At 37.2% G+C, this 26982-nt stretch carries 23 protein-coding genes and 1 tRNA gene; 13 read left to right on the top strand and 11 right to left on the bottom strand.

From position 1 onward, the window contains the following. Nucleotides 1-16: 16 nt before the first annotated feature. The 8 genes from gyrB to G7051_RS13855 form a co-directional block, all read right to left on the bottom strand. A complete protein-coding gene (gene gyrB / locus G7051_RS13890; protein WP_166116324.1) occupies nucleotides 17-1975 on the bottom strand; it encodes a DNA topoisomerase (ATP-hydrolyzing) subunit B in 1959 nt (652 codons plus the stop codon). A gap of 233 nt (nucleotides 1976-2208) precedes the next feature. Continuing rightward, on the bottom strand, nucleotides 2209-2427 hold the full coding sequence (locus G7051_RS13885; protein WP_166201170.1) for a hypothetical protein: 219 nt from the start codon (nucleotides 2425-2427) through the stop codon (nucleotides 2209-2211). A gap of 234 nt (nucleotides 2428-2661) precedes the next feature. Next, nucleotides 2662-2913: a 30S ribosomal protein S20 gene (rpsT, locus tag G7051_RS13880; RefSeq protein ID WP_166116320.1), complete on the bottom strand. Its 252-nt coding sequence runs from the start codon at nucleotides 2911-2913 to the stop codon at nucleotides 2662-2664. Nucleotides 2914-2955: 42 nt separating this feature from the next. Continuing rightward, nucleotides 2956-3027 (bottom strand) — tRNA-Glu (locus G7051_RS13875). Between the two features lie 173 nt (nucleotides 3028-3200). Beyond that, nucleotides 3201-4709, bottom strand: coding sequence for an NAD(P)H-hydrate dehydratase (locus G7051_RS13870; RefSeq protein ID WP_166201168.1), 1509 nt, complete (start codon nucleotides 4707-4709; stop codon nucleotides 3201-3203). A 90-nt stretch (nucleotides 4710-4799) separates the two neighbouring features. Then, nucleotides 4800-5558: an SDR family NAD(P)-dependent oxidoreductase gene (locus G7051_RS13865; protein WP_166201166.1), complete on the bottom strand. Its 759-nt coding sequence runs from the start codon at nucleotides 5556-5558 to the stop codon at nucleotides 4800-4802. A gap of 275 nt (nucleotides 5559-5833) precedes the next feature. After that, nucleotides 5834-6253 carry a hydroxyisourate hydrolase gene (uraH, locus tag G7051_RS13860; RefSeq protein WP_166201164.1) on the bottom strand — a complete coding sequence of 140 codons (420 nt, stop codon included), beginning with the start codon at nucleotides 6251-6253 and terminating at the stop codon, nucleotides 5834-5836. Nucleotides 6254-6344: 91 nt separating this feature from the next. Further along, the gene (locus tag G7051_RS13855) at nucleotides 6345-7058 is read right to left on the bottom strand and encodes a tRNA1(Val) (adenine(37)-N6)-methyltransferase (protein WP_166201162.1); all 714 of its coding nucleotides are present in this window, start codon (nucleotides 7056-7058) and stop codon (nucleotides 6345-6347) included. A 174-nt stretch (nucleotides 7059-7232) separates the two neighbouring features. On the opposite strand from G7051_RS13855, the gene lon reads away from it, so the two are divergent. The 13 genes from lon to G7051_RS13790 all read left to right on the top strand — a co-directional run bounded on the left by lon (nucleotide 7233) and on the right by G7051_RS13790 (nucleotide 22470). Further along, nucleotides 7233-9716: an endopeptidase La gene (gene lon, locus G7051_RS13850; protein ID WP_166116310.1), complete on the top strand. Its 2484-nt coding sequence runs from the start codon at nucleotides 7233-7235 to the stop codon at nucleotides 9714-9716. Nucleotides 9717-9787: 71 nt separating this feature from the next. Next, entirely contained in the window at nucleotides 9788-10240 is a 453-nt protein-coding gene (locus G7051_RS13845) for a GNAT family N-acetyltransferase (protein ID WP_166201160.1), read from the top strand. A gap of 131 nt (nucleotides 10241-10371) precedes the next feature. Beyond that, nucleotides 10372-10641, top strand: coding sequence for a zinc ribbon domain-containing protein (locus G7051_RS13840; RefSeq protein ID WP_166201158.1), 270 nt, complete (start codon nucleotides 10372-10374; stop codon nucleotides 10639-10641). Between the two features lie 99 nt (nucleotides 10642-10740). Next, entirely contained in the window at nucleotides 10741-11829 is a 1089-nt protein-coding gene (locus G7051_RS13835) for a GyrI-like domain-containing protein (protein WP_255493246.1), read from the top strand. Between the two features lie 140 nt (nucleotides 11830-11969). After that, nucleotides 11970-12488: a DUF4199 domain-containing protein gene (locus G7051_RS13830; protein ID WP_166116303.1), complete on the top strand. Its 519-nt coding sequence runs from the start codon at nucleotides 11970-11972 to the stop codon at nucleotides 12486-12488. Nucleotides 12489-12491: 3 nt separating this feature from the next. Continuing rightward, nucleotides 12492-13442, top strand: coding sequence for a glycosyltransferase family 2 protein (locus tag G7051_RS13825; RefSeq protein WP_166201156.1), 951 nt, complete (start codon nucleotides 12492-12494; stop codon nucleotides 13440-13442). A gap of 272 nt (nucleotides 13443-13714) precedes the next feature. After that, the gene (topA, locus tag G7051_RS13820; RefSeq protein ID WP_166201154.1) at nucleotides 13715-16153 is read left to right on the top strand and encodes a type I DNA topoisomerase; all 2439 of its coding nucleotides are present in this window, start codon (nucleotides 13715-13717) and stop codon (nucleotides 16151-16153) included. Between the two features lie 96 nt (nucleotides 16154-16249). After that, complete coding sequence (locus tag G7051_RS13815) at nucleotides 16250-16579, top strand: hypothetical protein (RefSeq protein WP_166116296.1); 330 nt, start codon at nucleotides 16250-16252, stop codon at nucleotides 16577-16579. Between the two features lie 26 nt (nucleotides 16580-16605). Continuing rightward, the gene (locus G7051_RS13810; RefSeq protein ID WP_166201152.1) at nucleotides 16606-17277 is read left to right on the top strand and encodes an OmpA family protein; all 672 of its coding nucleotides are present in this window, start codon (nucleotides 16606-16608) and stop codon (nucleotides 17275-17277) included. A gap of 107 nt (nucleotides 17278-17384) precedes the next feature. Beyond that, the gene (gene recO / locus G7051_RS13805; RefSeq protein ID WP_166116290.1) at nucleotides 17385-18107 is read left to right on the top strand and encodes a DNA repair protein RecO; all 723 of its coding nucleotides are present in this window, start codon (nucleotides 17385-17387) and stop codon (nucleotides 18105-18107) included. Nucleotides 18108-18233: 126 nt separating this feature from the next. Then, the gene (locus tag G7051_RS13800) at nucleotides 18234-20030 is read left to right on the top strand and encodes a hypothetical protein (protein WP_166201150.1); all 1797 of its coding nucleotides are present in this window, start codon (nucleotides 18234-18236) and stop codon (nucleotides 20028-20030) included. A 17-nt stretch (nucleotides 20031-20047) separates the two neighbouring features. Further along, on the top strand, nucleotides 20048-21097 hold the full coding sequence (locus G7051_RS13795) for an acyltransferase (protein WP_166201148.1): 1050 nt from the start codon (nucleotides 20048-20050) through the stop codon (nucleotides 21095-21097). Further along, a complete protein-coding gene (locus G7051_RS13790; protein ID WP_166201146.1) occupies nucleotides 21094-22470 on the top strand; it encodes an aminopeptidase C in 1377 nt (458 codons plus the stop codon). Before G7051_RS13795 ends, G7051_RS13790 begins: the two co-directional genes overlap by 4 nt. Nucleotides 22471-22552: 82 nt before the next feature. Here the strand turns inward: G7051_RS13790 and G7051_RS13785 are convergent, their stop codons facing one another. From G7051_RS13785 to G7051_RS13775, 3 genes are all read right to left on the bottom strand, one after another. Then, entirely contained in the window at nucleotides 22553-23077 is a 525-nt protein-coding gene (locus tag G7051_RS13785) for a threonine/serine exporter family protein (RefSeq protein ID WP_166116282.1), read from the bottom strand. Nucleotides 23078-23088: 11 nt separating this feature from the next. Further along, nucleotides 23089-23898, bottom strand: a complete 810-nt coding sequence (locus G7051_RS13780) for a threonine/serine exporter ThrE family protein (RefSeq protein WP_166201144.1) — start codon at nucleotides 23896-23898, stop codon at nucleotides 23089-23091. Between the two features lie 375 nt (nucleotides 23899-24273). Continuing rightward, nucleotides 24274-26793: a DUF5686 and carboxypeptidase-like regulatory domain-containing protein gene (locus tag G7051_RS13775; RefSeq protein WP_166116278.1), complete on the bottom strand. Its 2520-nt coding sequence runs from the start codon at nucleotides 26791-26793 to the stop codon at nucleotides 24274-24276. Nucleotides 26794-26982: the final 189 nt, after the last annotated feature.

Here is a 26982-nt window from a genome sequence, read left to right as displayed (position 1 = left end):
ATATAAAAGGTTTAATTTATGCATCTATTTTTGCATAGGTTGCATTTTCCTCAATAAACTCACGTCGCGGAGCAACTTCTTCACCCATCAACATAGAGAAAATATGGTCGGCTTCTGCTCCATTCTCAATGGTTACCTGACGAAGTGTTCTATGCTCAGGATTCATGGTTGTATCCCATAACTGAGAAGCATTCATCTCTCCAAGACCTTTGTATCGTTGAGTATGAACAGCGCTTTCATTTCCTTCGCCATATTTATCGATAAATGCCTGACGTTGTCTTTCATCCCAACAGTACTCTTCAACTTTACCTTTTTTACATAAATAAAGAGGAGGCGTAGCAATATAGATGTATCCCAGCTCAATAAGGGGTCTCATATGACGGAAGAAAAAAGTAAGAATCAAAGTTGCAATGTGACTACCGTCAACATCGGCATCGGTCATGATAACCACCTTATGATAACGAAGTTTTGCTAAATTCAATTCTTTAGTATCATCATCGGTACCAATAGAAACTCCAAGAGCTGTATATATATTTCTAATTTCTTCACTCTCGAGCACTTTGTGTTGCATCGCTTTCTCTACATTCAGAATTTTACCTCTCAATGGTAAAATAGCCTGAAAACCACGGTCGCGACCTTGTTTTGCCGTACCACCCGCAGAATCCCCTTCGACAAGGAATATTTCACAAGCAACAGGATCTTTACTCGAACAGTCAGCCAATTTACCGGGCAATCCTCCACCTGTAAGCGGCGATTTGCGTTGTACCATCTCACGAGCTTTACGAGCTGCATAACGAGCTGTAGCGGCAAGAATTACTTTTTCTACAATTATTTTGGCTTCTTTCGGATGTTCTTCCAGATAATAACCTAAGGCCTCACCTACTGCCTGATCTACAGCCCCCATCACCTCATTGTTACCCAATTTAGTTTTGGTCTGTCCTTCAAACTGAGGTTCAGCAACCTTAATAGATACAACAGCGGTTAACCCCTCACGGAAGTCATCACCACTGATGTCCACTTTCACTTTATCCAACATCTTCATATCATCGGCATACTTCTTCAAAGTACGCGACAATCCTCTGCGGAAACCGGTTAAGTGAGTACCACCTTCTATTGTATGGATATTATTTACATATGAATATACATTCTCATTATAAGATGTATTATATGTTATGGCAACTTCTACAGGAACCCCTTGTTTTTCGGTATTTATATGTATAACATCCTCAATCAGAGCCTCCTTAGCTGCATCTATATATCTAACGAATTCTTCAAGACCTTTTTCTGAAAAGAAAGTATCCGACTTGTAAGAACCATCGTCTTTTTTATGTCTCAGGTCAGTCAATGACAACTTAATACCCGCATTCAGGAACGAAAGTTCACGTAAACGAGAAGCCAGAGTATCGTATTTATATTCTGTAGTTATAAATATACTGCTGTCGGGTGTAAATGTAATGGTTGTACCTGTTTCTGTTGAGTCTCCTAATATTTGAATCTCATGCAGTGGTTTTCCGCACGAAAAATCGAGCATATGTATTTTGCCTTCTCTTCGTACTTCGGCTTTCAGATAAGTAGAAAGTGCATTCACACAAGATACCCCTACTCCGTGAAGACCTCCGGAAACTTTATAAGTTCCTTTGTCGAATTTACCTCCGGCATGAAGAACGGTTAAAACTACCTCTAGAGCCGATTTCTGCTCCTTTTCCATGATTCCCACAGGAATACCACGTCCGTTATCCCATACGGAGATAGAATTATCTTCCAGGATAGTTACTCTAATATCATTACAATAACCAGCTAAAGCCTCATCAATAGAGTTATCGACGACTTCATAAACCAAGTGATGTAAACCTTTTTCACCTATATCACCAATATACATGGCGGGTCTCTTTCTAACAGCTTCAAGACCTTCTAATACTTGAATATTGTCGGCGGAATACGAGCCGCTTGCTAGATTTTTTTCGTTATCTGTCATTTTATTTCATTTAGCGTGCATCTTCAAGTTATTTCAAGCAATGGTGCACAAACCTCCTTAAAAAAGCAAACAAATATACGAAAAATTACCCGTACAAACAAGCAAATTTACATATCATAATTTCAAAACAAGGAGAAGGAAAAACAGACGTATCTATATAAAAAAATACGCTAATAATCAACAAAATGACTACTAGCGCATCCATCAGATAAAGATCTGAATTTATTTCCTGCTTACTTCTTTTCTGCTTTTGCAGGAGCAGATTTTTTCGCGTCACTCTTTGTCTCACCTTTCGATGTGCAAGCGGCTTTTTTATCTGTACCTTTTGAGCAACATGATTTAGTTTCAGTTTTAGCTTTTTCTGCTTTTGCAGGTTTTGCATCCTGAGCCATAACTGCTGTTGATGCTAATAAAGCACAAGACATAACGAGTGACAATGCTATTTTTTTCATAATTCAAAACAATTTATTATGTTATTCTTTTCTAAACATTAGAAAGACACAAATATAACAGATATCACAGAAAACTGTTCGAAACAGCGTCCATATTAGTCTTAATTAATACTTTCACCCCCACAAACCATCCATCATAAAAGATTTTAACAAAAAGTCGAATAAAAATCACCCAAACACGAGAAAGGTTGAACTTTACAGTTCAACCTTTCATATTATTTCTTGAGTGATTTCTTACAAAGAATTCACATGATGAGCAAGTTTTGATTTCAAGTTAGCAGCTTTATTCTTATGAATAACATTCTTTTTAGCTAATTTATCTAACATTGAAGATACAGATGGATACAACTTTTGAGCCTCCTCTTTATCAGTCAAAGCACGAAGCTTTTTAACTGAGTTACGAGCCGTTTTAGCAACATATCTATTGCGCAAACGCTTCACATCTGTTTGACGTATTCTTTTTATCGATGATTTATGATTTGCCATAATGACTAATCTCTGTTATTTTGTTTGTTTCTTAATTACTTGTAGTCCATAGGGGAGTCGAACCCCTCTTTCCAGGATGAAAACCTGGCGTCCTAACCGATAGACGAATGGACCAATTTTCGAGTTAATGCTTGACTTTTCAAGCGTTGTTTATCTCTCGATTGCGGATGCAAAGGTAGTGGATATTTCTATTCCTGCAAACATTCTCAACACTTTTTTTCAAAAAAAACAAGCATTTTGATCTAAAAAATTAGAAATCAGGAATATAAAAATACAACTTTTTTTCATTATTTCAAAGCACGATATGCTTTTCCGATATATTCGATCATATCGGTGGGCAACATTCCTTGTTGAGATTTTGATTTTGCAGCTAAATCCCCGGATAAACCGTGTAGATATACTCCCAAAATCGCTGCATTTTGCGGAAAATATCCTTGTGCCAACAAAGAAGTGATCATTCCCGTTAAAACATCACCACTTCCACCTGTCGCCATCCCCGGATTTCCCGTGGAGTTAAAGAATACTTTTCCCTCCGGAGTAACAACAGCAGTGTATGCACCCTTTAGTATAATATAAACATCATGGCTCCTAGCAAAATCACGAGCCCTTTTGAGCCGTTCGTAACCATTTTTGGAAACAGCACCTGATAATCGATCAAGTTCGACAGGATGTGGCGTTAAAATACTTTTAGGGGGTATTTTACTGCGGAGCACATCATCCTCCGCTATTAAATTAAGCGCATCGGCATCAATTACCATCGGTTTATGATAGCGATCAAACAAATCGTGCAATAAATCCTTTGCCTTATCTCCGGTTCCAATACCGGGTCCGATACCTAATGCAAACGAATTAACATCCAATTCTACCCTACTTACATTTTCCGAAAACTCATCAGCATCAACCATCGCTTCGGGAACAGCCGTCTGCAATATATCGACTCCACAACGAGGCACATGCATGATAAGAAGCCCCACCCCCGTTCTCAAACAGGCACGAGCTGACAAAACTGCCGCTCCTATTTTACCATACGAACCGGCAATTATCAGAGCCTTTCCGTAAGTACCTTTATGCGAAAAAGCACCTCTTGACAATGGTAATGTTGCCACATCTGCTTTTTCTGTAAAATACAGATCGGTATGCTCTTCGTTGATACACTTATCGCACAAGCCAATATCAAGAACGATCATTTTCTTACAATAATCGCCGCTATCGGGCAAAAGCAATGATAATTTGGGAGATTGGAAAGTAAAAACTTTTTCGGCTCGAATAATACCCTCTTGGTTATTATTAAGATTATCCTCAACAAACAACCCCGATGGCATATCAATAGAATAGACTTTGTTATTAGACGAATTTATCGCCTCAACAACATTCAAAAACACCCCATCCAAGGGACGGTTCAACCCCGAGCCAAATAATCCGTCAATTACAATACAATCAGGATATATATGAGGGATATCTTTCTTTTCTTTTATAATGGAAACATTTGTCAAACGTTCCAAACGCTCCTTATTTTCACGGCAATCGTCCGAAAATCGATCATCAGGAGCAACTATATATACATCCAGCTTATAATGCTTAGACAACAATATACGAGCAACGGCAAGAGCATCGCCTCCGTTATTACCCATTCCTGCAAAAACAAGCACAGGCTGATTGATGTCTAAAACACGAATAAGTTTTTCTGAAACTGCGAGCGAAGCTCTTTCCATCAGATCAACAGATGTGACTCCCTGATTAACAACGGTACATCTATCTATTTTCTTTATCTGAGCTACATCAAAAATCTTTACCATAACTACGTTTTTATAAAAGATCGAAAACCGATTAAAGTATTCCAATCTATTTCACACCTTATTATTCTTCAGATCTAATTCCAGAGAAAACTATTCTTTATGAAACACAGTTGCCGAAGCCTGTGCTTTTGCCATCAGCAATACATCTTGCACATCCACATGATCGGGAGCCGATACTGCATAGTAAATAGCGTCTGCCACATCTTCTGCACGAAGAGGGACAAAACCGTCATAAACTTTATCTGCACGACTTTGATCTCCCTTGAAACGAACTACCGAGAATTCGGTCTCCACAGCTCCGGGGGAAACCAAGGTCACTTTAATACCGTAATTAACCATATCTAAACGCATACCTTGAGACAACGCCTTAACAGCATGTTTGGTCGCACAATACACACCTCCATTGGCATATACCTCTCGCGATGCAATAGAACCTATATTAATAATATGCCCCGATTTACGCTCGATCATACCGGGCGAAACGATACGAGTCACATACAATAGACCTTTGATATTCGTATCAATCATTCGCTCCCAATCATCCACAACTCCTTCCTGAATAGAATTTAGTCCAACTGCAAGACCTGCATTATTAACCAGTACATCTATATTTTTCCATCTTTCGGGGAGATTGCCGAGATATTTTTCAACATCGACATAATTACGTACATCAAACTCCAAAGAAAGCACTTCGGCTTTATATTCATTTTGAAGTAATTTTTCCAGCTCAAGCAGTTTTTCCTTTCTACGTCCGGTGATAATAATATCAAAACCATTTTTAGCCAATACTTCGGCTGTAGCCCTTCCTATTCCGGAAGTCGCTCCGGTTATTAGTGCAATCTTTTTCATCTAATCTTATTTTTTATTCTAAGTTCGCAAAACCATTTATTACTTTGATAAACAAAACATCTGTAAATAGTAGCACAAGTATTTCATTATACTTACTAATCCTTAAAGGTAAGGTATTTTGACGTCAGGCTGAAAAACTATTCTATAAAAAAAACAAACACACATTCAATCTTCGCCTAGCTATCCGCTAAAATATTGACTTCAATACAAATACTACAAAAAAAGTCCTCAACACTTTACAGTATCAAGGACTCATCTATATACAGATCAGCCAATCAACTACCTCTGTAAGTAGAGTATCCATAAGGGCTTAATGTTATCGGAACATGATAATGAGTATTACCGTCTATTTCGAAAACCACCTGCACGAAAGGATAAAAAGTTTTAACCGCACGACTTTCAAAGTAGGATCGTGTAAAAAAAGTAAGACGATATATACCTGCATTTTTATCTTTTGAATTTTCATCCAAAAGTAAAAATGTACCTATACGACCATTTTCGTCTGTTTTCTTTTCATCTAACTTTTCCCATCCCACCCCTTCGTCATTTTGCTTTTCGAGCATCACTAAAACATTTGCACTTGGCGTACCTGTTGTAATATCAAGAATATGTGTACTCAATTGATATTTTTGAGTTTGGGCTGATAATTGAAAACTACAAAACAATATTGAAATAAAAACTAAGATATTTCTCATAATTGAACTATTTAATTGATCGATTAAAAACTTAAAACTATTATATACATCCAAGCATAACAACGATTAACTGTTATAGTTTAAAAACTCATTATAATTTCAAGTAAAAATCCTTCACCAACTCGGTGAAATCATCGGTATATATATGACGTTCTTTCTCTATAATTAAATCTGCAATTTCAGTGTCCTGCTTCATTTTAGAAAATTCGAGCAACACTCTTTTAGCATTTAAATGAGGCATCGGATAAACATTCGTTATTCGGGAAACAAATAAACCTGCATTTTCAGCCAAACCAATCAATAAATCTTTCTCAGCATACGGAAATATAAGTGACAAATAACCATCCGGAGATAATAAACGAGCTGAAATATTCATAAATTCGACCATTGGCAGCGAATTTGTATGCCTTGCAAGTGTGCGCTGTTCATTAGGCGAATGCAGTGAAGACGAGAAATAAGGAGGATTAGAAACAATCATATCGTATTTCACATCACACTTCTCAACATAATCCTGTAATGAAGAATGAATAGCCTTTACATTCCGAAAAGATGCCCTCTCCACATTTTCCAACGTTTGCAATACTGCATCCTCATCTATATCGATAGCATCAATTGATATGAAACCTTCGGAACGCTGAGACAACATTAGAGCAACCAAACCCGTGCCTGTACCCACGTCTAAAACTCTCCTGACTTTACCGAGTTTAACCCACGCCCCCAACAACACACCATCAGTTCCCACTTTCATGGCACATTTGTCGTGATAAACTGTAATTTTTTTAAAACTGAAGTATGGATTGGACATATCTAAATAACTTAAAGACAAATTGGCAACACCAATGCCCGAAACAGCTCTCTAAAACTATAGTGGCACAGTATTTGTAAAAGTAAAAATACTAAAACAAAGTTAGGCATTATTATTAACTTTGTAAACCTCAAAAAACAAGAAATATAACAGGATAAAACGAAATAACATACAATGTTTGACAATAAAGACAGAGATTTTTTTAGTATGGACGGGAACTCTGAGCCTGTAATTTCTATCGTTTCGGATGAATTAGGCAATATCGATTTTGATATTGACGAAAAGTATCTGAAAGAAGAAATTCCGCTTCTGGCTCTTCGAAACACAATCATCTTTCCCGGAACCAGCCTTCCTATTACTGTAGCACGCTCCAAATCTTTGAAGGCTCTAAAAAGCCTGAAAAACGGAAAAGGCATAGTAGGATTGGTTTGTCAGAAAGATGCAGAAACGGAAGATCCCGAACAAAACGACTTATATGACATTGGTGTCATCGGAGAAGTTATCCGCATAATAGATATACCTAACGATCCTAATCTTACGGTTATATTACAGGGTAAAAAACGTTTCAGAATAGATCAGATAACCACTACTGAACCCTTTCTGAAAGCTAAATATACATTAAAGGAAACAACTATTGCCGAAAAAGACGATAAAGAGTACCAAGTACTTTTAGAATCGATCCGCGACTTGACTATACATATGCTACGTATGTACGGCGATCCTCCAAAGGATTTAGTAAGTAAGCTCAACGAGAATTCGAAATCGCCTTTATTGGTAAATTATTGTTGTACAAACCTGCCTGTACCCGGTTCTGAGAAACAAGAGTTACTCAATATCGATGATGATAAAAACAGGGCTTACCGTTTGTTGATGATATTAAACAGGGAAACTCAAATGCTGGAAATGAAAATGAATATCCAGATGAAAACCCGTGAGGAATTGAATCAGCAACAAAAGGAATATTTTCTTCAACAACAGATCAAAACTATTCAGGATGAGCTGGGAGGCAACCCTCAGCAAGCAGATATAGATGATCTGAAAGAAAAGATCAAGACTAAAAAGTGGGATGAGAAAGTAGCTGAAAGCGTAGACAAAGAAATCAAGAAATTGGAACGTCTGCATCCTCAGTCACCCGATTATTCTACACAATATACTTACTTGCAAACTCTGTTGGAATTGCCTTGGAACGAATATACCAAAGACAACTTCAACCTGAAACATGCACAAAAAGTACTCGACAGAGACCACTTCGGACTCGAGAAAGTAAAAGAACGCATTATTGAGCATCTTGCGGTATTGAAATTGAAAGGTGACCTTAAGTCTCCGATCATCTGTCTGTACGGCCCTCCCGGAGTAGGTAAAACGTCTTTAGGTAAGTCTGTAGCCGAAGCTCTCAACCGTAAGTATGTAAGAGTATCTTTTGGCGGATTGCATGACGAATCGGAAATCAGAGGACACCGCCGTACTTATATCGGTGCTATGCCCGGACGTATCATTCAGAATATACAAAAGGCAGGTTCATCAAACCCTGTATTTGTATTGGATGAAATAGATAAAATCGGTAACGACTTTAGAGGTGATCCCGCATCAGCTCTTCTGGAAGTACTTGATCCCGAACAAAACTCGGCTTTTCATGACAATTATCTGAATATCGATTACGATTTGTCGAAAGTTCTGTTCATCGCAACAGCCAATAATGTTTCGGCAATATCACAACCTCTGCTCGACCGTATGGAGTTGATCGATATCAGCGGATATATTATGGAAGAAAAAGTAGAGATTGCCCGTAAGCATCTTATCCCAAAACAATTGGAAAATCACGGTCTGAAAAAGGAAGATATTGATATTCCAAAAAAGACTATTGAGAAAATTATAGAAAATTATACACGCGAATCGGGAGTGAGATCTTTAGACAAGACTCTGGCTCAGATAATGCGTAAAGTAGCGCTGAAGGTGGCTTTGAAAGAAGAATATCCTAAAATTCTAGAAGCAGCCAATCTGAAAGATTATCTGGGAGCAAACAGATTTTCGAGAGACGAATATCAAGGCAACGATTATGCAGGGGTTGTAACCGGCTTGGCTTGGACTTCGGTAGGTGGTGAGATTCTATTTATAGAAACATCGCTAAGCAAAGGAAAAGGCAGCAAACTGACTCTTACCGGAAACTTGGGAGATGTAATGAAAGAATCGGCAATGCTGGCTCTCGAATACATACATTCTCATAACCAGAGATTAGGCATAGACGATAGTGTACTCGAAAACTGGAATGTACACGTGCATGTACCCGAAGGTGCTATTCCTAAGGACGGACCTTCTGCCGGTATCACGATGGTAACATCTCTGGCTTCGGCATTTACGCAACGTAAGGTGAGATCTAATTTGGCTATGACAGGCGAAATTACCCTTCGGGGAAAAGTGCTTCCTGTAGGTGGTATCCGCGAAAAGATATTGGCTGCTAAACGTGCCGGCATCAAAGAGATCATTCTGTGTAAAGAGAATCAAAAGGATATAGAGGAAATAAAAGAACTTTATCTGAAAGGACTTACCTTTCATTATGTTTCTGATATATCGGAGGTTTTGGATATTGCTCTTCTTAAGGATAAAGTAAAAAATCCCCTAAGTTTCGAAATAAAAGAAACTGAGAAGAAAAGCAATTAAAGTTACAGACCTTTTTATTTTATAGACTTTGGTAAGTATTGTTGTCACATTGAAATACAGTATCTACAAGTATGCTTGAACTGGTAAGAACCGATAGCGAAAACAGCGATTTCAGAGAACTGATTTGTAAACTCGATAGTGAATTAAGTATTCGCAATGGCGATACACAATTTCAGTATAATATTTACAACAAGATACCTTTTATCGAAACCGTTGTAATAGCCTATTGGAACGACAAAGCTGTGGGATGCTGTTGTTTCAAAGCATTTGAGAATAAAACGGTAGAAGTAAAACGGATGTACCTAGATACTGATTACAGAGGAAAAGGTATTGCACAAAAGATGCTCTCGGAAATAGAATCGTGGGCTAAGGAAAAAGGTTTTTCGGATACGGTTCTCGAAACAGGTTATAAAATGATTGAAGCAATACATCTGTACAAAAAGATGGGCTACAGCCAGATACCTAATTACGGACAATATGCAGACAATCCCGAAAGCATTTGTATGAGTAAATCGTTACAATAAAATACAGATAAAAGACAAAAGGCAGGTAGTAAAACATCTGCCTTTTTCTTTTTTAGCAAGATTGGATAAGTAAACCAAAACAAGATATCCCTATCTTTGCTTTCGAATATAAACAACTAATAATTAACATCATGAAACAAACTTTTTGCCAAAGCTGCGGTATGCCAATGTCTGCAGAATTTAACAGTACAAACAAAGACGGATCAGTAAATACTACCTATTGCAGTTATTGCTATAAAGACGGAGAATTTACAGCAGATGTAACAATGGATGAAATGATTTTGAAATGTGCTGAGTATGTAGATGAGTTTAACAAAGACTCAGATATCAAGTACACAAAAGAAGAAGCAATTACCGGCATGAAGCAGCACTTCCCTACCCTTTTACGCTGGAAAAGCTAAATAAAAGTAAAGGCGAATAATCATTCGCACGAGAAATGAGTGGGCGTATAATTATACGCCCCTACTGTATAGATGATACTTTTTATTTTTTGAAATTCTATGGAATATACTATTTGCCAAAGTTGTGGAATGCCACTGCATCAATTAAATGAATTCGGAACCGATAAAAAAGGTATCAGAGTAAAAGACTACTGTCAATACTGTTTTAAAGACGGTCAATTCACCTCCGATTCAACAATGGACGAAATGGTTGAGCTTTGTGCAAAATATATGACCGACATTTCCAAGAATGAAGCCGTAACGCATCTGAGACAAAAACTTCCCACACTGAAACGGTGGGCCCAAAAAGAAAACACGCAAAAAGAATATCATAAGTCGATCAATAAAGTGCTCGATTACATCAATGAGCATTTGAACGAAAAACCCGACCTCGCTACCCTATCCCAAATAGCCAATGTATCGCCTTTTCATTTTCACCGCATATTTAAAGCCATCATTGGTGAAAATCTGGGCGAATATGTACAGCGTTTACGGTTGGAATATATAGCCGGAAAGCTCAAAACAACAGATTTAAGCCTCAATATACTAGCCGAAAAAACAGGTTACAACTCTGAACAGGCCTTATCTAAAGCTTTCAAGAAACATTTTGGAACGCCTCCCAGTATGTATAAACTGGTATCAACTGAAACAAGAGATTATAGTCAGAACCAACTATCTCCGCAGATTTGTGAGATCGCACCCAAAAACATTATTTACATAAGAGTTATTGCTCCCTACGGAACCAAAGAAGTGTACGATAAAGCGTGGAGCGAACTGAATCATTTTGCCGCAGATAATGATCTGCTACAAGAACCAAACGAATGGCTAGGCATTAGCCTTGATGATCCTAATACAACAGAAACCAATAAATGCCGCTTTTATGCCTGTTTGACGATTGACAAACCAATCGCTCCTACGGGAAAAATAGGCTGCAAAAATATAAAAGGCGGATTATACGCCATCTTTACACACATAGGATCATACAGCGGATTAAACGAATACTATAAAAATATATGGTTCGGGTGGCTCCCCTCATCCGGTTACCGTTTAAGGCAAGCAACTTTCTTCGAAAAATATGTAAGCGACCCCGATAAAGTAAAAGCCGAGGACACCGTCACCGAAATATACATACCTGTATCACTAAAATAAATAAGAGTACCGCTACGCTTCTCAAAGCGATAAAAAGGTCTGAGACCTTAAAAAAGTAAAACGAAAAATATCTCTTTGTTTGTATCTACTCTTTTTTTGCTACTTTCGCACTGTCATTACATGGATGGTTAACAAAGATTATGAGCGAAAATAAAAACAGCATGGTATCTACTGCCATGAATTATGCTATCCCATTGGGATTATTCTGGGTGTTCAAATATTTGTTTGTCATAGGCGGCGAATACACCGAAATAAGTAAATATATCAATAGCATTTTGGGTATAGTAACTCCCGTGCTCACCTATATGCTAATTTGCAGATACAGAGATAAGGATAAAGGAGGAAACATTCTCTACGGTGAAGCAATTCTATTCATTCTTTTGATTTTTCTACTTGCGTCACTCATCGAATCGGTAATAACCAGCCTACACCTCTTGGTCATCAATCCCGGGTTAGTTACACAAATGAATGAGCAAATATATGATGTAATAAGCAAAATGCATCTGCCCGATATATACTCAAAAACAGTTCTTTCTTATGGAGGGCTCTATTATATCTTTGCTATTGTTTTTCAAAATATGATCATAGGAATGTTTCTGGCTTTAGTACTCGGTTATTTTGCTTCACGCCAGAAAAACAATCCACATCAAAATATATAATCTATGGACTTATCGATTGTTATCCCTTTATATAACGAAGATGAATCGTTACCCGAACTATACAATTGGATAGAACGTGTAATGCAGGAACGCAACTTTTCGTACGAAGTTATATTTGTGGATGACGGGAGTACAGACACATCGTGGCAGGTAATTACTCAATTGAGAGAAAAGTCACCTCACGTAAAGGGTATTAAATTTCGTCGAAATTATGGCAAATCGCCGGCTCTGCACTGTGCCTTCGAAGTTGCACAGGGAGATGTTATCATCACCATGGATGCCGATCTGCAAGACAGTCCCGAAGAAATTCCGGCACTGTATGACATGATTATCAACGAAAAATACGATTTGGTATCAGGATGGAAAAAGAAAAGATACGATCCGATAACCAAAACATTACCCACCAAATTATTTAACGCCACAGCACGCAAAGTATCGGGTATTCAATTACACGATTTTAATTGCGGGTTGAAAGCTTATAGAAAAGACGTCGTTAAAAACATAGAAGTATATAACGATATGCATCGTTACATACCCTACCTTGCTAAGATTGCAGGTTTTAAACGTATAGGAGAAAAGGAAGTACAACATCAATCACGTAAATACGGTAGCAGCAAATTCGGTATAAATCGTTTCTTTAACGGTTACCTCGATCTGCTCACGTTGTGGTTCCTGTCTACTTTCGGACGCAAACCGATGCACTTCTTCGGATTATTGGGAAGCTTTATGTTCTTTATCGGACTAATTACAGTTATTTCAATCGGAGCATCTAAAATGTATGCAATGACACATGGGCATCCCTATTCGTTAGTAACCGATTCACCCTACTTTTATATATCTCTTACAACAATGATATTGGGGACTCAATTATTTCTTGCCGGATTTATTGGAGAACTGATTTCTCGCAATTCGGCCGGTCGTAACGATTATAAAATAGAAACCGAGATATTATAAAGTCGCCTGTTTTTTATTGCGTCGATAACTGAAACAACAGAGCAATTATGCCATTCTCACATGAGAAATACAGCGATAAACAGCTCACATTATAGATCTTTGACCGAACTGTAAATGTATACTGAAACACTACCTGATTGATGAAAACAAAATGATGTTAATAGGCAGGGATGACACGCAGGTCTTTTACAAAAACAAAAAAACGGCTTATATAATAAACAATTTGATTACTTTTGCCGTTTGATTGTATGAATACAAAAAAATAACAACGAATGCAGAAAAATTTAGTTATAGTGGAATCTCCGGCTAAAGCCAAAACAATAGAAAAGTTTTTAGGCAAGGATTACAAAGTAATGTCCAGTTACGGACATATCCGCGATCTGAAGAAAAAAGACTTGGGTATTGATTTAGCTAACAGCTACAGACCTCTATACGAAGTACCGGCAGATAAAGAAAAATTGGTATCCGAACTCCAAGCTGCGGTAAATAAAGCTGACGTTGTATGGTTGGCATCCGATGAAGACCGCGAGGGAGAAGCCATATCTTGGCATTTATACGAAACATTAGGATTACGTGACAAGCAGTATCACCGAATTGCTTTTCATGAAATAACCAAGAATGCAATATTCCATGCAATAGAAAATCCCCGTCGAATAAACAGAGATTTAGTAAACGCTCAACAAGCACGTCGTGTACTCGATCGTATTGTTGGTTTTGAATTATCGCCTATATTGTGGCGAAAAATCAAACCGGCTCTTTCGGCCGGACGTGTACAATCGGTAGCCGTTCGACTAATTACCGAAAGGGAACGTGAAATCAATGCATTCCAAAGCGAGGCTTCGTACCGCGTACAGGCAACCTTCTCGAAAAAAGAAGCTGATAACACGCCTTACCAAATAAATGCAGAACTAAATAAACGTTTAAAAACAAAAGAAGAAGCTCTTGAGTTTTTAAACAGGCTGAAAGGCATTCAAGATTTTACGATAGATAGTGTTATCACTAAACCTGCAAAAAAATCGCCTGCAGCTCCATTTACCACATCTACACTTCAACAGGAGGCAGCCCGTAAATTAGGCTTTTCTGTTGCACAAACGATGTCGGTAGCACAAAAATTATACGAATCTGGAAAGATTACCTATATGCGTACCGACTCGGTACACCTTTCGAGTCTGGCTATCAATGCTTCAAAAGCTGAGATTGGAGATGCATATGGTAAAAAGTATATAAAAACCAGACAATTTTCGACCAAAGCTAAAGGTGCTCAAGAGGCTCACGAGGCTATACGTCCAACTTATATGAATGCCCACCAAACAACGGGCACTTCGCAAGAGCAAAAATTATACGAACTTATCTGGAAAAGAACAATTGCTTCTCAGATGGCTGATGCCGAACTGGAAAGAACAACCGTTACCATAAATATTTTTGATGACGAGGATTTAAAATTCGTTTCAAGTGGTGAGGTTATCACCTTTGACGGATTTCTTCGTGTGTATCTCGAAAGTACAGATGATGAATCTCTGGATGGAGAAGAAAATACATTGTTGCCTCCAATCAAGAGAAAAGACATATTGGATTTGAAAGAATCGACAGCTACCGAGCGATTTACACAGCGTCCTGCCCGATATTCGGAAGCATCTTTGGTTCGAAAGCTCGAAGAACTGGGTATTGGTCGTCCATCGACTTATGCCCCTACGATATCTACTATTCAGAACAGAGAATATGTTGAGAAAACAAATATAGAAGGTACCGATCGCAATTTTAATGTTTTGCAATTGAAAAAAGGCAAAATTACCGATGCGATTAAAACCGAAAAAACGGGAGCAGATAAAAACAAACTGAAGCCAACCGATACAGGAATGGTTGTGAATGATTATCTGACGGAATTTTTCCCTCGTATCCTCGATTACAACTTTACGGCTGATGTCGAAAAAGAATTTGACTATGTGGCTGTTGGTGCAGAAGTGTGGACTGATCTTATTGACCGATTCTATAAGAAATTTCACCCCGTAGTAGAGGAAGCTCTCAACACACACGAAGATCATAAAGTAGGTGAACGTGTTTTAGGTACAGACCCTAAAACTGGCAAACAGATTTCGGCAAAAATAGGTCGTTTTGGTCCAATGATTCAACTAGGAACTCAGGATGATGAAGAAAAGCCCCGATTTGTATCACTTCGTAAAGGACAGTCATTAGGAACGATTACGATAGAAGAAGCTATTAAACTTTTCGACTTACCTCGTTTTATCGGTGAATACGAAGAGAAGGAATTATTGGCTTCAATCGGTAAATTCGGACCTTATGTTAAGTTCGACGGTAAATTTATATCATTACCAAAAGATGTCGATCCATATACGGTAACGCAGGAGGAAGCTATTGCCATTATCGAAGAAAAAAGAAAACAAGACAGAGAAAAAGTTATCAAAATTTTCGAAGGTAAAGAAGGCAAAGACGGTAAAGACGAAGTTCAGATACTGAATGGTCGTTATGGTCCATACATTGCGTATAAGGATAAAAACTACAAAATAGCAAAAACAGTAGATGCAGCCGCTCTTACTCTTAAAGAGTGTATGGAAATAATTAAAACTACTAAAAGCAAAACCAAAACTAAGGTAGAAAAGAAAGAAAAGAAAAAGACCAAAGTTTCGGAGAAGAAAAAAAAGGTATTGGAAGAAGAAGCGAAAGAGAAAAAAACTAAAGCAGCTAAAAAGTAAGCTTCGGACTTCGGCAATATTACTATTAAATGAACATTGACTATTATCAATTGTTATTATAATACTAGAGATTAAAAATTAAAACATAACTATCACATGAGCGCTGAAGTAGATCCAATTGGTTATGACGAAGATGATGCTGTAAAATTTATACAGAACTTTCTTCCTCAAGAGTTCAAAGGCAAATTTTCAAATGATGAAATAAATTATATCATTGATATTATATACGAGTTTTACGAAGACAAAGGGCTACTTAACGAAAGTTCTTCTGATGATGAAATTATAGATATCGATGAAGACGAATTGACCGAATTTGTTTTAAAAAATACTAAAAAGGATAAGTTAAAGGAGTTCTCAGCAGATGAGATAACCTTTATTATACAGGGAGAGCTTGCATATTGTGAGTCTATCAACCTTTTCGAATAAAAGAATTAAAATAAAATATTTTGATTATGAACAGAAACGTTTTTGGAGCATTAGCTCTTTCTGCAGCATTATTATTATCAAGCTGCGGTGCTAGTAATACAGTTAAAGGAACAGGTGTAGGTGCAGGCGCAGGTGGTGCATTAGGGGCTGGTATTGGTGCTCTTCTAGGCGGTGGCAAAGGTGCTGCTTGGGGTGCTGGTATAGGTGCTGTTGTTGGTGGTGGAGCAGGTGCTATCATCGGAAACAAAATGGATCAACAGAAAAAAGAATTAGAATCAATAAACGGAGCTCAGGTAGAGTCTGTCAATGACGGACAAGCGATTAAAGTAACCTTCGAATCGGGTATCTTATTTGCAACTAACTCTAGCTCATTGAACTCTGCATCTCAAAATGCACTTAGCCAATTTGCGACATCATTGAAAAATCACCCTGATACAGATGTACAAATTACAGGTCATACAGATAACACAGGTTCTGACGCTATCAATAATCCATTATCGGAAAAACGTGCTCAAGCTGTTTATAACTTCCTTTTGCAACAAGGTGTTGCAGGAAACCGTATGACTTCGGCAGGTATGGGATCAACACAACCGGTAGCCAGCAATGGTACAGTTGATGGAAGAGCTCAAAACCGTCGTGTGGAAGTATATATCCACCCTAACGAAAAAATGATTAGAGACGCTGAAGCGGGTAAATAATTCGATATTTATCATACAATAATACAAAATCCCTGATGTTAATTACATCAGGGATTTTTTTCGTCTGCCAAAATGAGTAAATTTGTAAGATAAGTATTTTTCAGTCCATGCTGCATAAGACCCAAGCCATAGTACTCAGTACAATTAATTACAATGACAAGTATCTGCTTGCCACCGTATATACCAATGCTTTTGGTAGAGTTACTTACATGGTTCCCAAGTCACGAAGCAAATCGACCAAAGTACAGAAGTCTCTTTTCGCCCCCTTGTCGATACTCGATATGGAGACCGAGCATCAGGCATCACGCGATATTCAGCGTATTCGAGAGGCTCATATACTATACCCTTTGTATTCAATTTCGGGAAATATGGTTAAAACATCCATTGTTTTGTTTTTATCTGAATTCCTAAGCCGAATATTAAGAGATACCGATGAATACGAGATCATATATAATTATCTGAGCCATTCGATACAGGTATTAGAGGAAAGCGAAAAGGGTCTGGCCAATTACCACCTGGTATTTATGCTGAAACTGACTCGCTTTCTGGGTTTCTATCCTAATCTGGAAGATTATCACCCCAATGATTACTTTGACATGCTGAACGGTATATTTGTAACCCATCAGCCGTTACACAATCACTATGTAAATAAAGTAGACAGCCAAGTTCTATCGCTTTTATCAAGAATAGGATACGAGAATATGCACCTGTTTTTATTTTCGAGACAAGATCGTCAGAACATTATAAACCGTATGCTCGAATATTACCGTATTCATTTACATGATTTTCAGCCACTCAAATCACTGGATATTTTACACGAATTATTTTAAACTCATCGAGTTTTTTATAGCTTTGGCTGAGAATGACAATAAGAGACAGATATAACTATAAAAGATACTTGAAGATACTTAAATAAACATCTGATAAAAAACAAAAAGATATAAACAAATTACACAATGAATATCAACGAAATAGAATCTTATTATTCTAATATTATCACCAAATATCAAGGAGAATCAGACCAATTAAAGAAAGTAATATTTTGGGTAGGAACCATACGATTGATTATTGCGATAGCTGCCATAGTTTGTGCATATATTTTATGGGGAGACACTTCAATCGTTATTGCTTCTATTATTATATTTTTCGTTGCATTTCTTGCATTGATGAAATACCATAACCGACTGTTTATAAAAAAGAGTTATTGCGAGCAACAAATAACAAATGCTCAAAACGAATTGAAAGGTATTAATTATGATTTCTCAGCATTCGATGGAGCTCCCGAAAAAACAGATGCAGAACATAGTTTCAGTCTCGATCTTGATTTATTTGGTAAAAGGTCTTTCTTTCAGTCTATAAATCGTACCGTTACTTCGTTCGGAAAAGATGCACTTGCCAATATATTCATACATCCTTTCGAAAATAAGAAAGATATTCTAGACCAACAGCAAGCAGTAGAAGAGCTTAAACAAAAAGGTAAGCTACTGTCTCATTTCAGAGCAATAGGTCAAATGAGCGAAGCCGACAGCCTAAACTCGAAAGATTTTTCGGCATCATTTAAACGTGCTCCCATACTAAAGAACAGTATCTTATGGAAAAGTATGGTTTACATCATGCCCCTCATCCATATCCTATTTGGATTACTTGTATATTTCGATATGATGGCAGGCGGATATTATTCGATAGTATATATCCTCACATTAGGAATAAGCTTCGTTCCCGGCAAAAAAGTGATGCAGATTATGGAAACTTTCAATGAAAAATCGAAAGTATTGGATACATATTCCAAGCTATTCAAAATCATTGAAGATGAAAACGTTCAATCTGATAAGCTGAAGAATATTCAATCTCAATTAAAAGGTGTAGCCAATGCCTCATATGCTATAAATCAACTGAAATCATACCATAATAATCTGACAGTATCATATACATTTCCAGTCTTGATGCTGTTCAATCCCTATCTGCTTTGGAATGTGAAATATGCAATTAAAGTGGAGCAATGGACTGAAAAGTATAAATCGGAAATAGCACAATGGTTCGAAGCTATCGCCGCATTTGATATGCTGGTATCTATGGGGATTTTCGCATTTAACCATCCCGATTATACCTATCCGCAAGTTGCCGATAAATTTATATTCGAAGGTAAAGCTTTGGGACATCCCATGCTGCATAGGGATACTTGTGTACGCAATGATGTCAATATCTCCAAGACTCCTTTCTTTTTGGTAATTACTGGAGCCAATATGGCAGGCAAAAGCACCTACCTGCGTACCATCGGTATCAATCATACGATGGCTTGTGCAGGAGTGCCTGTATGTGCCGCATCATTGACTTTTTACCCATGTCGGTTGGTAACTAATCTTCGCACGGCCGATTCTCTGGCTGATAATGAATCTTACTTCTTTGCCGAATTGAAACGTTTGAAAATGATTATAGACCGTTTGCAAGCAGGTGAAGAATTATTTATTATTTTAGATGAAATACTGAAAGGAACCAATTCGGAGGATAAGCAAAAAGGCTCGATGGCTTTGATGAAGCAGCTGATATCGCTCAACGGAAACGGTATTATCGCCACTCACGATCTGCTGCTTGGAAACCTGGAGCAGGAATATCCTGACAATGTAAAAGATTACCGCTTTGAAGCAGATATAACCAACGATCAATTGACCTTCTCCTATAAAATACGTGAAGGTGTAGCTCAGAACATGAATGCTTGCTTCCTGATGAAAAAAATGGGTATTACCGGACTATAAGGCATAAAACCAAAAATATGAATACGGATACAAAAACACGTTCTTCGAATATCGAACTACTCCGGTTGGTTCTCATGCTTATGATCGTAATGCTGCATGTATTTCGGCTCGAATTGCATAATAATATAAATAACACCGGATTGTACATATCCGAACTATTGTTAACCAGCCTGTTTTTTGTAGGTGTAAACTGTTTTGTTTTTATATCGGGGTATTTCGGCGTGAGATTCAAATCCAAGACTATAATATCATTAGTCATACAAGCATTATTTTATTCTGTTGGTATTTTAATCATTGCCATATTATTGGGCTATAAACCTGAGATTCGTGATTATGTGGAAGCTGTTTTTCCCATATCGAGCAGTCTTACCTATGGAACCTGGTGGTTCCTCACTGCTTATATTGCGTTATTATTTATTGCCCCTCTGCTGAATCATTCAATAGAGTATTTCAACAAAAAACAAATGACTATAATTCTGGCGGGCATACTCTTTCTAAATTGCTTCTCCGGCTTTATATTCAATAATACCTATATTTCAGGAGATGGTTATTCGATCTATAACTTTATAACCATTTATGTTCTGGCTCGCTATATCAACAAATATCAAATCCTCATTAAAAAGCCGTTTTTAATATACCTGACTGCATCATTACTTATTTTCGGTATCACTTTATTCTTTAATCTGGAAATGGGTAAAATGATAGAACCCGGAAACCGATACAATAATCCATTTTTGATTCTTGCCGCCATTGGCTTATTCTTTACTTTTAAGAATCTGAAAATTTCAAGTAATGCGATTAATACATTAGCACCTCTTGCATTTGGTGTATATTTGATTCACAATCATTATTTGATACGCAAGATTTTTTTAGAGGAAGCTATACAAAACCTTACCAATCTATATCGAGAAAATTATATATTATTGATAGGCTTACTAATACTCTTCTCTATTGCTGTCTTTGTGATATGCTTGGGCATAGAAAAAATACGTCAATTAATATGTACTCCTATAGTAAACATCATAGAAAAGAAAATAAGCAAATACGACCTAAACATACGATCATGAAAATAAAATTACTCGCCTGTGCGATGTTTCTGACCTCCGCTTCGGCTTTTTCTCAAACTGTAACGGAAAAAGATTTGCAAGAAATCAGAGGTAGTTTCAAGAAAGACGCTTCTACTACAGCCATTCAAAACATCCTTACCACCCAAAGCAGTATCAAAGATAATGCACTGAATCACGATCTACAATCGCAGTTAGATCACCTATTCAAATACCGTGTAGCGGTAAAGGGTATTACCAATCAGAAAAGCTCGGGGCGTTGCTGGATGTTCACTTCGATGAATGTACTTCGACCTTCGATTATGGCGAAATATAATATTGACAACTTCGATTTTTCACACAACTACTTATATTTCTGGGATATATTCGAAAAAGCAAATTTATATCTCGAAAATATAATTGCAACAGCATCGAATCCGATTGATGACAGAGAGGTTGTTGAATTCTTCAAATCGCCTGTAGGTGATGGTGGTGTTTGGAATTTATACTATAATGCCGCCCTGAAATACGGGGTTGTACCGGATGCCGTTATGCCCGAAACGGCCCATTCGAACAGTACCGGTCAGATGATTTCTCTGATTAATGAGAGACTACGCATGGGGGGATATAATCTCCGAGAACTGGCAGCAAGCGGCAAGAAGGAGAAAGAGTTAAGATCAGAAAAACAAGCTATCCTCAAAGATGTGTATCGCATGCTGGCTTTATGCCTAGGTGAGCCTCCTACACAATTCACATGGAGATATAAAACTAAAACAGGTAAGATTGAAGAAAAACAATATACACCAAAAGAGTTTTATAATGAAATAACTCCTGCTGATTATAGTCCTGAGAATTATATCATGATTATGAATGACCCAACTCGCAAATACTACAAAGTATATGAGATCAAAAATTACAGAAATACCGTTGAAGGCATCAATTGGGTATATCTAAATCTACCGAATGAGGATATAAAGAAAGCAGCCTTAGCTTCCATTAAGAATAATGAGGCAATGTATGCTTCGTGCGATGTAGGCAAACAGCATAACAGAGAGACAGGTATAATGGATCCTGACATGTATGACTACCAATCGTTATTCGGTGTAAAAATCAATATGGATAAAAAGGCACGTATATTGACTCGCCAAAGCGGATCAAGCCACGCCATGCTCCTCATAGGTTGCGATACAGATAATAATGAAAATCCTACAAAATGGGAGTTCGAAAATAGCTGGGGAGCAAATGCCGGAAATAACGGATACCTGACTTTTACCGATAATTGGTTTAACGAATATATGTTCCGCTTGGTTATTCATCGTAAATATTTGGATGCAAAAGCGATCGAAAGTTTGAATCAAAAAACCATACAATTACCCATGTGGGATTATATGAATTAAAGTCTCTGACTTTTTAATAAATAAAGCCGATTCATAATGAATCGGCTTTATTTATTAAAAAGTCAGAATAATCTCATCCTAATTATCTTGTGAAATGTGTTATTCGCTCGATTTTCTTGGCAAACTCCATCTCTTTTACACTTGTCTTTCGGAATAAGAGTGCAGCTATACAAATACCGATAGCCAAAGTAAATAACAACGACATGGTAAGCGTAAGGTTATGTGCCATAGAAATAATAATAGACGGATCTTCATTGGCAACATTCAGATCGGTAATCTTAATTCCTGCCAACATCGTTTTATAAGCGTACATTCCGGGAATCATCGTTATACAAGCAGGCATAGTAAATACCACTGGAGGATTGTCAACTCTATGTGCTGCAACTATCCCAATAAAACCAATAGCTACCGAACCCGTCAGCGTCGCCATAATAAGACCGAAATCCATCTGTAAAAGGATAAAACGAAGACAGTGCCCCATTCCGCCCAATAATCCGGCAACAATAAGTACCTTTTTGGGAGTACCAAAGAGAATACCCCAACAAACTCCTACGACACATGCTATTGCAAAATCGCGAATTACGGATAGTAGTATATCTGTATACATAGTTTTTTCGATTATAACTTAAAATTATCAATCCCCATAAGTGTAATACTCAAGGTCATTCCCGCAGCAATGCAAAGCAGAATGAAACCTGCAAACAAAGCCCTGTTTACCGCCGACGAAAGATATCCTTCGATCAGATCAATAACGCTATTGATAAGTGGTACTCCGGGAATAAGATAGAGCACTGCCGTTGCCATAGCCGATTGCGGATTGTCTCCAATATTATAAATAGTACCTAATCCTGTAATTGTAGTAGTTATAAAAGCCGCAATACTGATAGAGATCATCTGATTGTAACGTAAAGCTGCAATTTTATATCTGAATAGTGAACCGAAAAATGCACCAACCAAAGCCGTTAAGCCATTCATGACATCGCCCATTGATAGAAAACAGAGCCCTGCACAAGACAATCCTACTGCGATAGATACAATCCACGGATTGTAGTGAGGCATTGCCTTTATCTTATCAAATTCTTTTTCAGTTTCATCAATAGACAGGTTTTCTTCATATACCTTCCATGTTAAATGACTCACTTTGGTTAACACCTCAAAGTGAACCACATGCGTTGGCGATTCTTTAAACATGGTTATCGTATCGTCCTCGCGACAATGACTGCGTACTGTTACTAGTAAACCTTTAAATGTAGGCTGAAGATTCACATCAAATCCCCAGGTAAGAGCCATACGCCTGATATTGCTCTCCACACGCCCGCTATGAGCTCCCGATGCCAATAAGAATGTTCCGATATCCAATATCAGATCAGCAAAACGCTTTACCGGAATATTCCCTACTATAGCACAATCGTATTTTGTATCTGGCATATCAAAATATACTTTAAATAAAAGACGGAATTTAATATTGGATTATCTAATCAAGTAACAAAAAGTATTCAATGATATATTTTAAGAATATAACTAACTATCGCTGTTTAACTTTCCGAAGCAATAAATAGTTATGCGAACTTAAGTTATATACTCTATTTACAGTTATAAAAGGTATCAATAAATCTGATCTCCCTAAAATCATCACAAAGATATTAAAAAGTAGGTTTTCATCCATAAAATACAATCAAGATTGCTACTTTAATATAACAATCGATAAGCTTATCTGTCAAGTAAAGCTCACCCTCCAAGTTTAAGACAAAAGAAGCGACAGTAATTTTTTATTACTGCCGCTCTTATTCTTCTATCTTTTATTTAAAAAGAAAACTCAAAACTTATTCTGAATCCTGACTTCTCGATATCAGGATTATCCAGATAGTTAATTCGTTTCACATAATCAACTCTAAAGAACTTAAATATGTTCTCAATACCAACACTATATTCCATATAAGGAGTACTTCCCATCGAATACACATTATCGGGAAATACTAAAAGGTCTTTGTTATAAGTGGGATTATTGTCATTGGTCAAATGTCCCCAGAAACCTCTAAAACCGGCAACTTCCCTTAATTTAAGTGATTTAATAACCGGAATACGGTTAAAAAGCCATCCTCCCATACGATAATCAATATCCCAGGTTAATTGCGAGTCATTTAAAAATTCCAAAGGACTAAGCATATAGAATGAACCTCGTTGAATAGTAATCGAACTATTGGCATTGGCTGATAATAATAATGGGAATGGAACCGAACCCCAGATTTTTTCACCTTTCAATGTTAATCCAAGCCTTCCATAAGGAGCAATCCATAACTCTTTATCAAAAGAAAGAGAACTCTTATTGTATTTAAATTGCCCACCCAATACATCTTTGAAACCCATTATATGAGAATAAGTTATAGTATATCCTTTGGAGGGTAAGGCCTGACGCCTCCGTTTTTGTTGAAAGAATTTCTCTCCATGAGCATATCGTATATCTATTCCTGCTTCTGTGGTTTTAAGATTACCCATATCAATCAACAGCCCCTCTTCATTTCGTCTCTGAAACCTCAGTTCTCCAGCAGCTTGTTCATTATGCGTTCTGCCATATATATTATACGAGAAACCTCCATGATATTCGTGGAGATAATCTATCTCAGTCATCCTGTCATAGGTCATATTATTGTATTTTCTAGCCCTGAACGAAAGAAGTATATTATCACGCTCAGCTTGCAAGAATCTTTGTCCTAAGGGATTTACATCATATTTGTGAGCAATCGAGAGGTTATGTCTGGGAAATTCGTCTTTATGATATTTCTTTTGATTAAAAGACCAAGTAGCTTCTCCGTAATATTTCCATTTACCATCCTTTGTTCCATATGCCAAATATCCATACATAAAAAAGTGAGGATGCAAGTTTTTTGTAGTTGAAGCTGTCAGCCTGAAACGGTTTCCTTCAAGATGATTAAAACTATAGAAGGTTAAAGTTGTTCCAAGGTCGACCTTATTTTTCTCCTCGTTACTATTTGTCGGAAGATACTGACTGGTTAAAATATCTATTGTTTTAAGTGTAATATCAACGAGTTTATTAGCTCTGAACTCGTCCATCATCTCTCCCAAACGGTAATCCTTATTTACAATCTTAGGTCGGGAAGAATTCCAGTAACTCTTATCATGTTTTTTGTAATCGGACAAATATACAATCGGAGAAGATGTGCCAAATGCTGCATCAACAGGAAGATTGAACATGAAATTCTCAAAAGTTCTTTCCTTTTCCACATAAAACTTGGCTGCACCATACATTGACAGATCTATAGCCGTAGTAAATCTCAACGGAATCCATAAGTTAGGAGACATCTCTTCAAATTCTTGAGTTATGAGCATATTCTCCACATAATTCACATTAATTTTTGAAGGAACACGAAAAGAGACTCGCTTAACGGCATAAGGAGCTTCGGGTTGAACATAAATATTCCCGATAAAACCAACATCGCGTGTATTGAATGGTACAAAACCCAGATTCACATACTTCTTCTGGTCTATCATCACCGTGTCAATAATATACCATTTATAGAAGTTTACGGACGAAGTACTGCTTAGCGGACTTACAAAATCCTGAAAAAGCATATTTATATTATTATCGGTAATATTTACATCTTTGAAAATCTCTTCGATGATAGTTTCCATCGACTCGGTATTCATTTGCTCATCAAGACCTTCTCGCTGATGTGCTACTACTACCCTACGGGTTCCCTGTGGATTCTTTCGATAATAAACATTCGAAAGTGTCTCTCTTATCGAAATCGGTAATATCGGCTTATTATCTATTTTAGAAGTATCGGCATATTTCGAAGCAAACTTAAGCCCTTTTAGTATTCCCTTATCGGCTTTATATTCATTTATGGCAAACATAAGGCGGTCATACTCATCATTCATATAATAATTCTGATTAGTAATCAGATAACTATATTTATTTTCTATTACTTTTTTGATAAGTTCTACTGCGGGATTATCTTTTTTCGAATACTTCTCTTTTTCGGGTCTTATGACTATCTCATTAAGTTGCACACCCTCTGCTCTCAATTTTACATCGATTTTAGTCGTTTGTTGTGGCGGAACAGTTATCTTTCGGGATTCATATCCCATGAGTGAAACAACCACTATACTACTTCCTTTGTTGTTACTTATCGAAAACTTTCCATTTTCATCGGACAATTTCCCGACATCAGTTCCATCAAAGCGTACGGTTGCAAATTCGATAGGTTCGTTAGTTACAGAGTCTCTTACAATTCCCTGCACAGATGTGTTTTGTGAATATATTGCGAGGTTAGAGAACAGCACCAAAAGTACTATCATCATGAAACGGAAAACTCTTAAGTTATATATGATGGATATCCTCATTCGAATCTTTTCATTTTACCTAAATTCCAATCTTTAATAGTGAGAACAGGGGCTTGAAGCCCCTTTCTCTCTTCCTATATAGATTATTTAGAAACAGATCTCCTGTTTTTGGGTTGGTCATAGACCTTTTTATTTGCTGTTACAGAA

The organism is Dysgonomonas sp. HDW5B (assembly GCF_011299335.1).
GTDB lineage: Bacteria > Bacteroidota > Bacteroidia > Bacteroidales > Dysgonomonadaceae > Dysgonomonas_A.
This window is presented reverse-complemented; position numbering and strand designations above follow the sequence as displayed.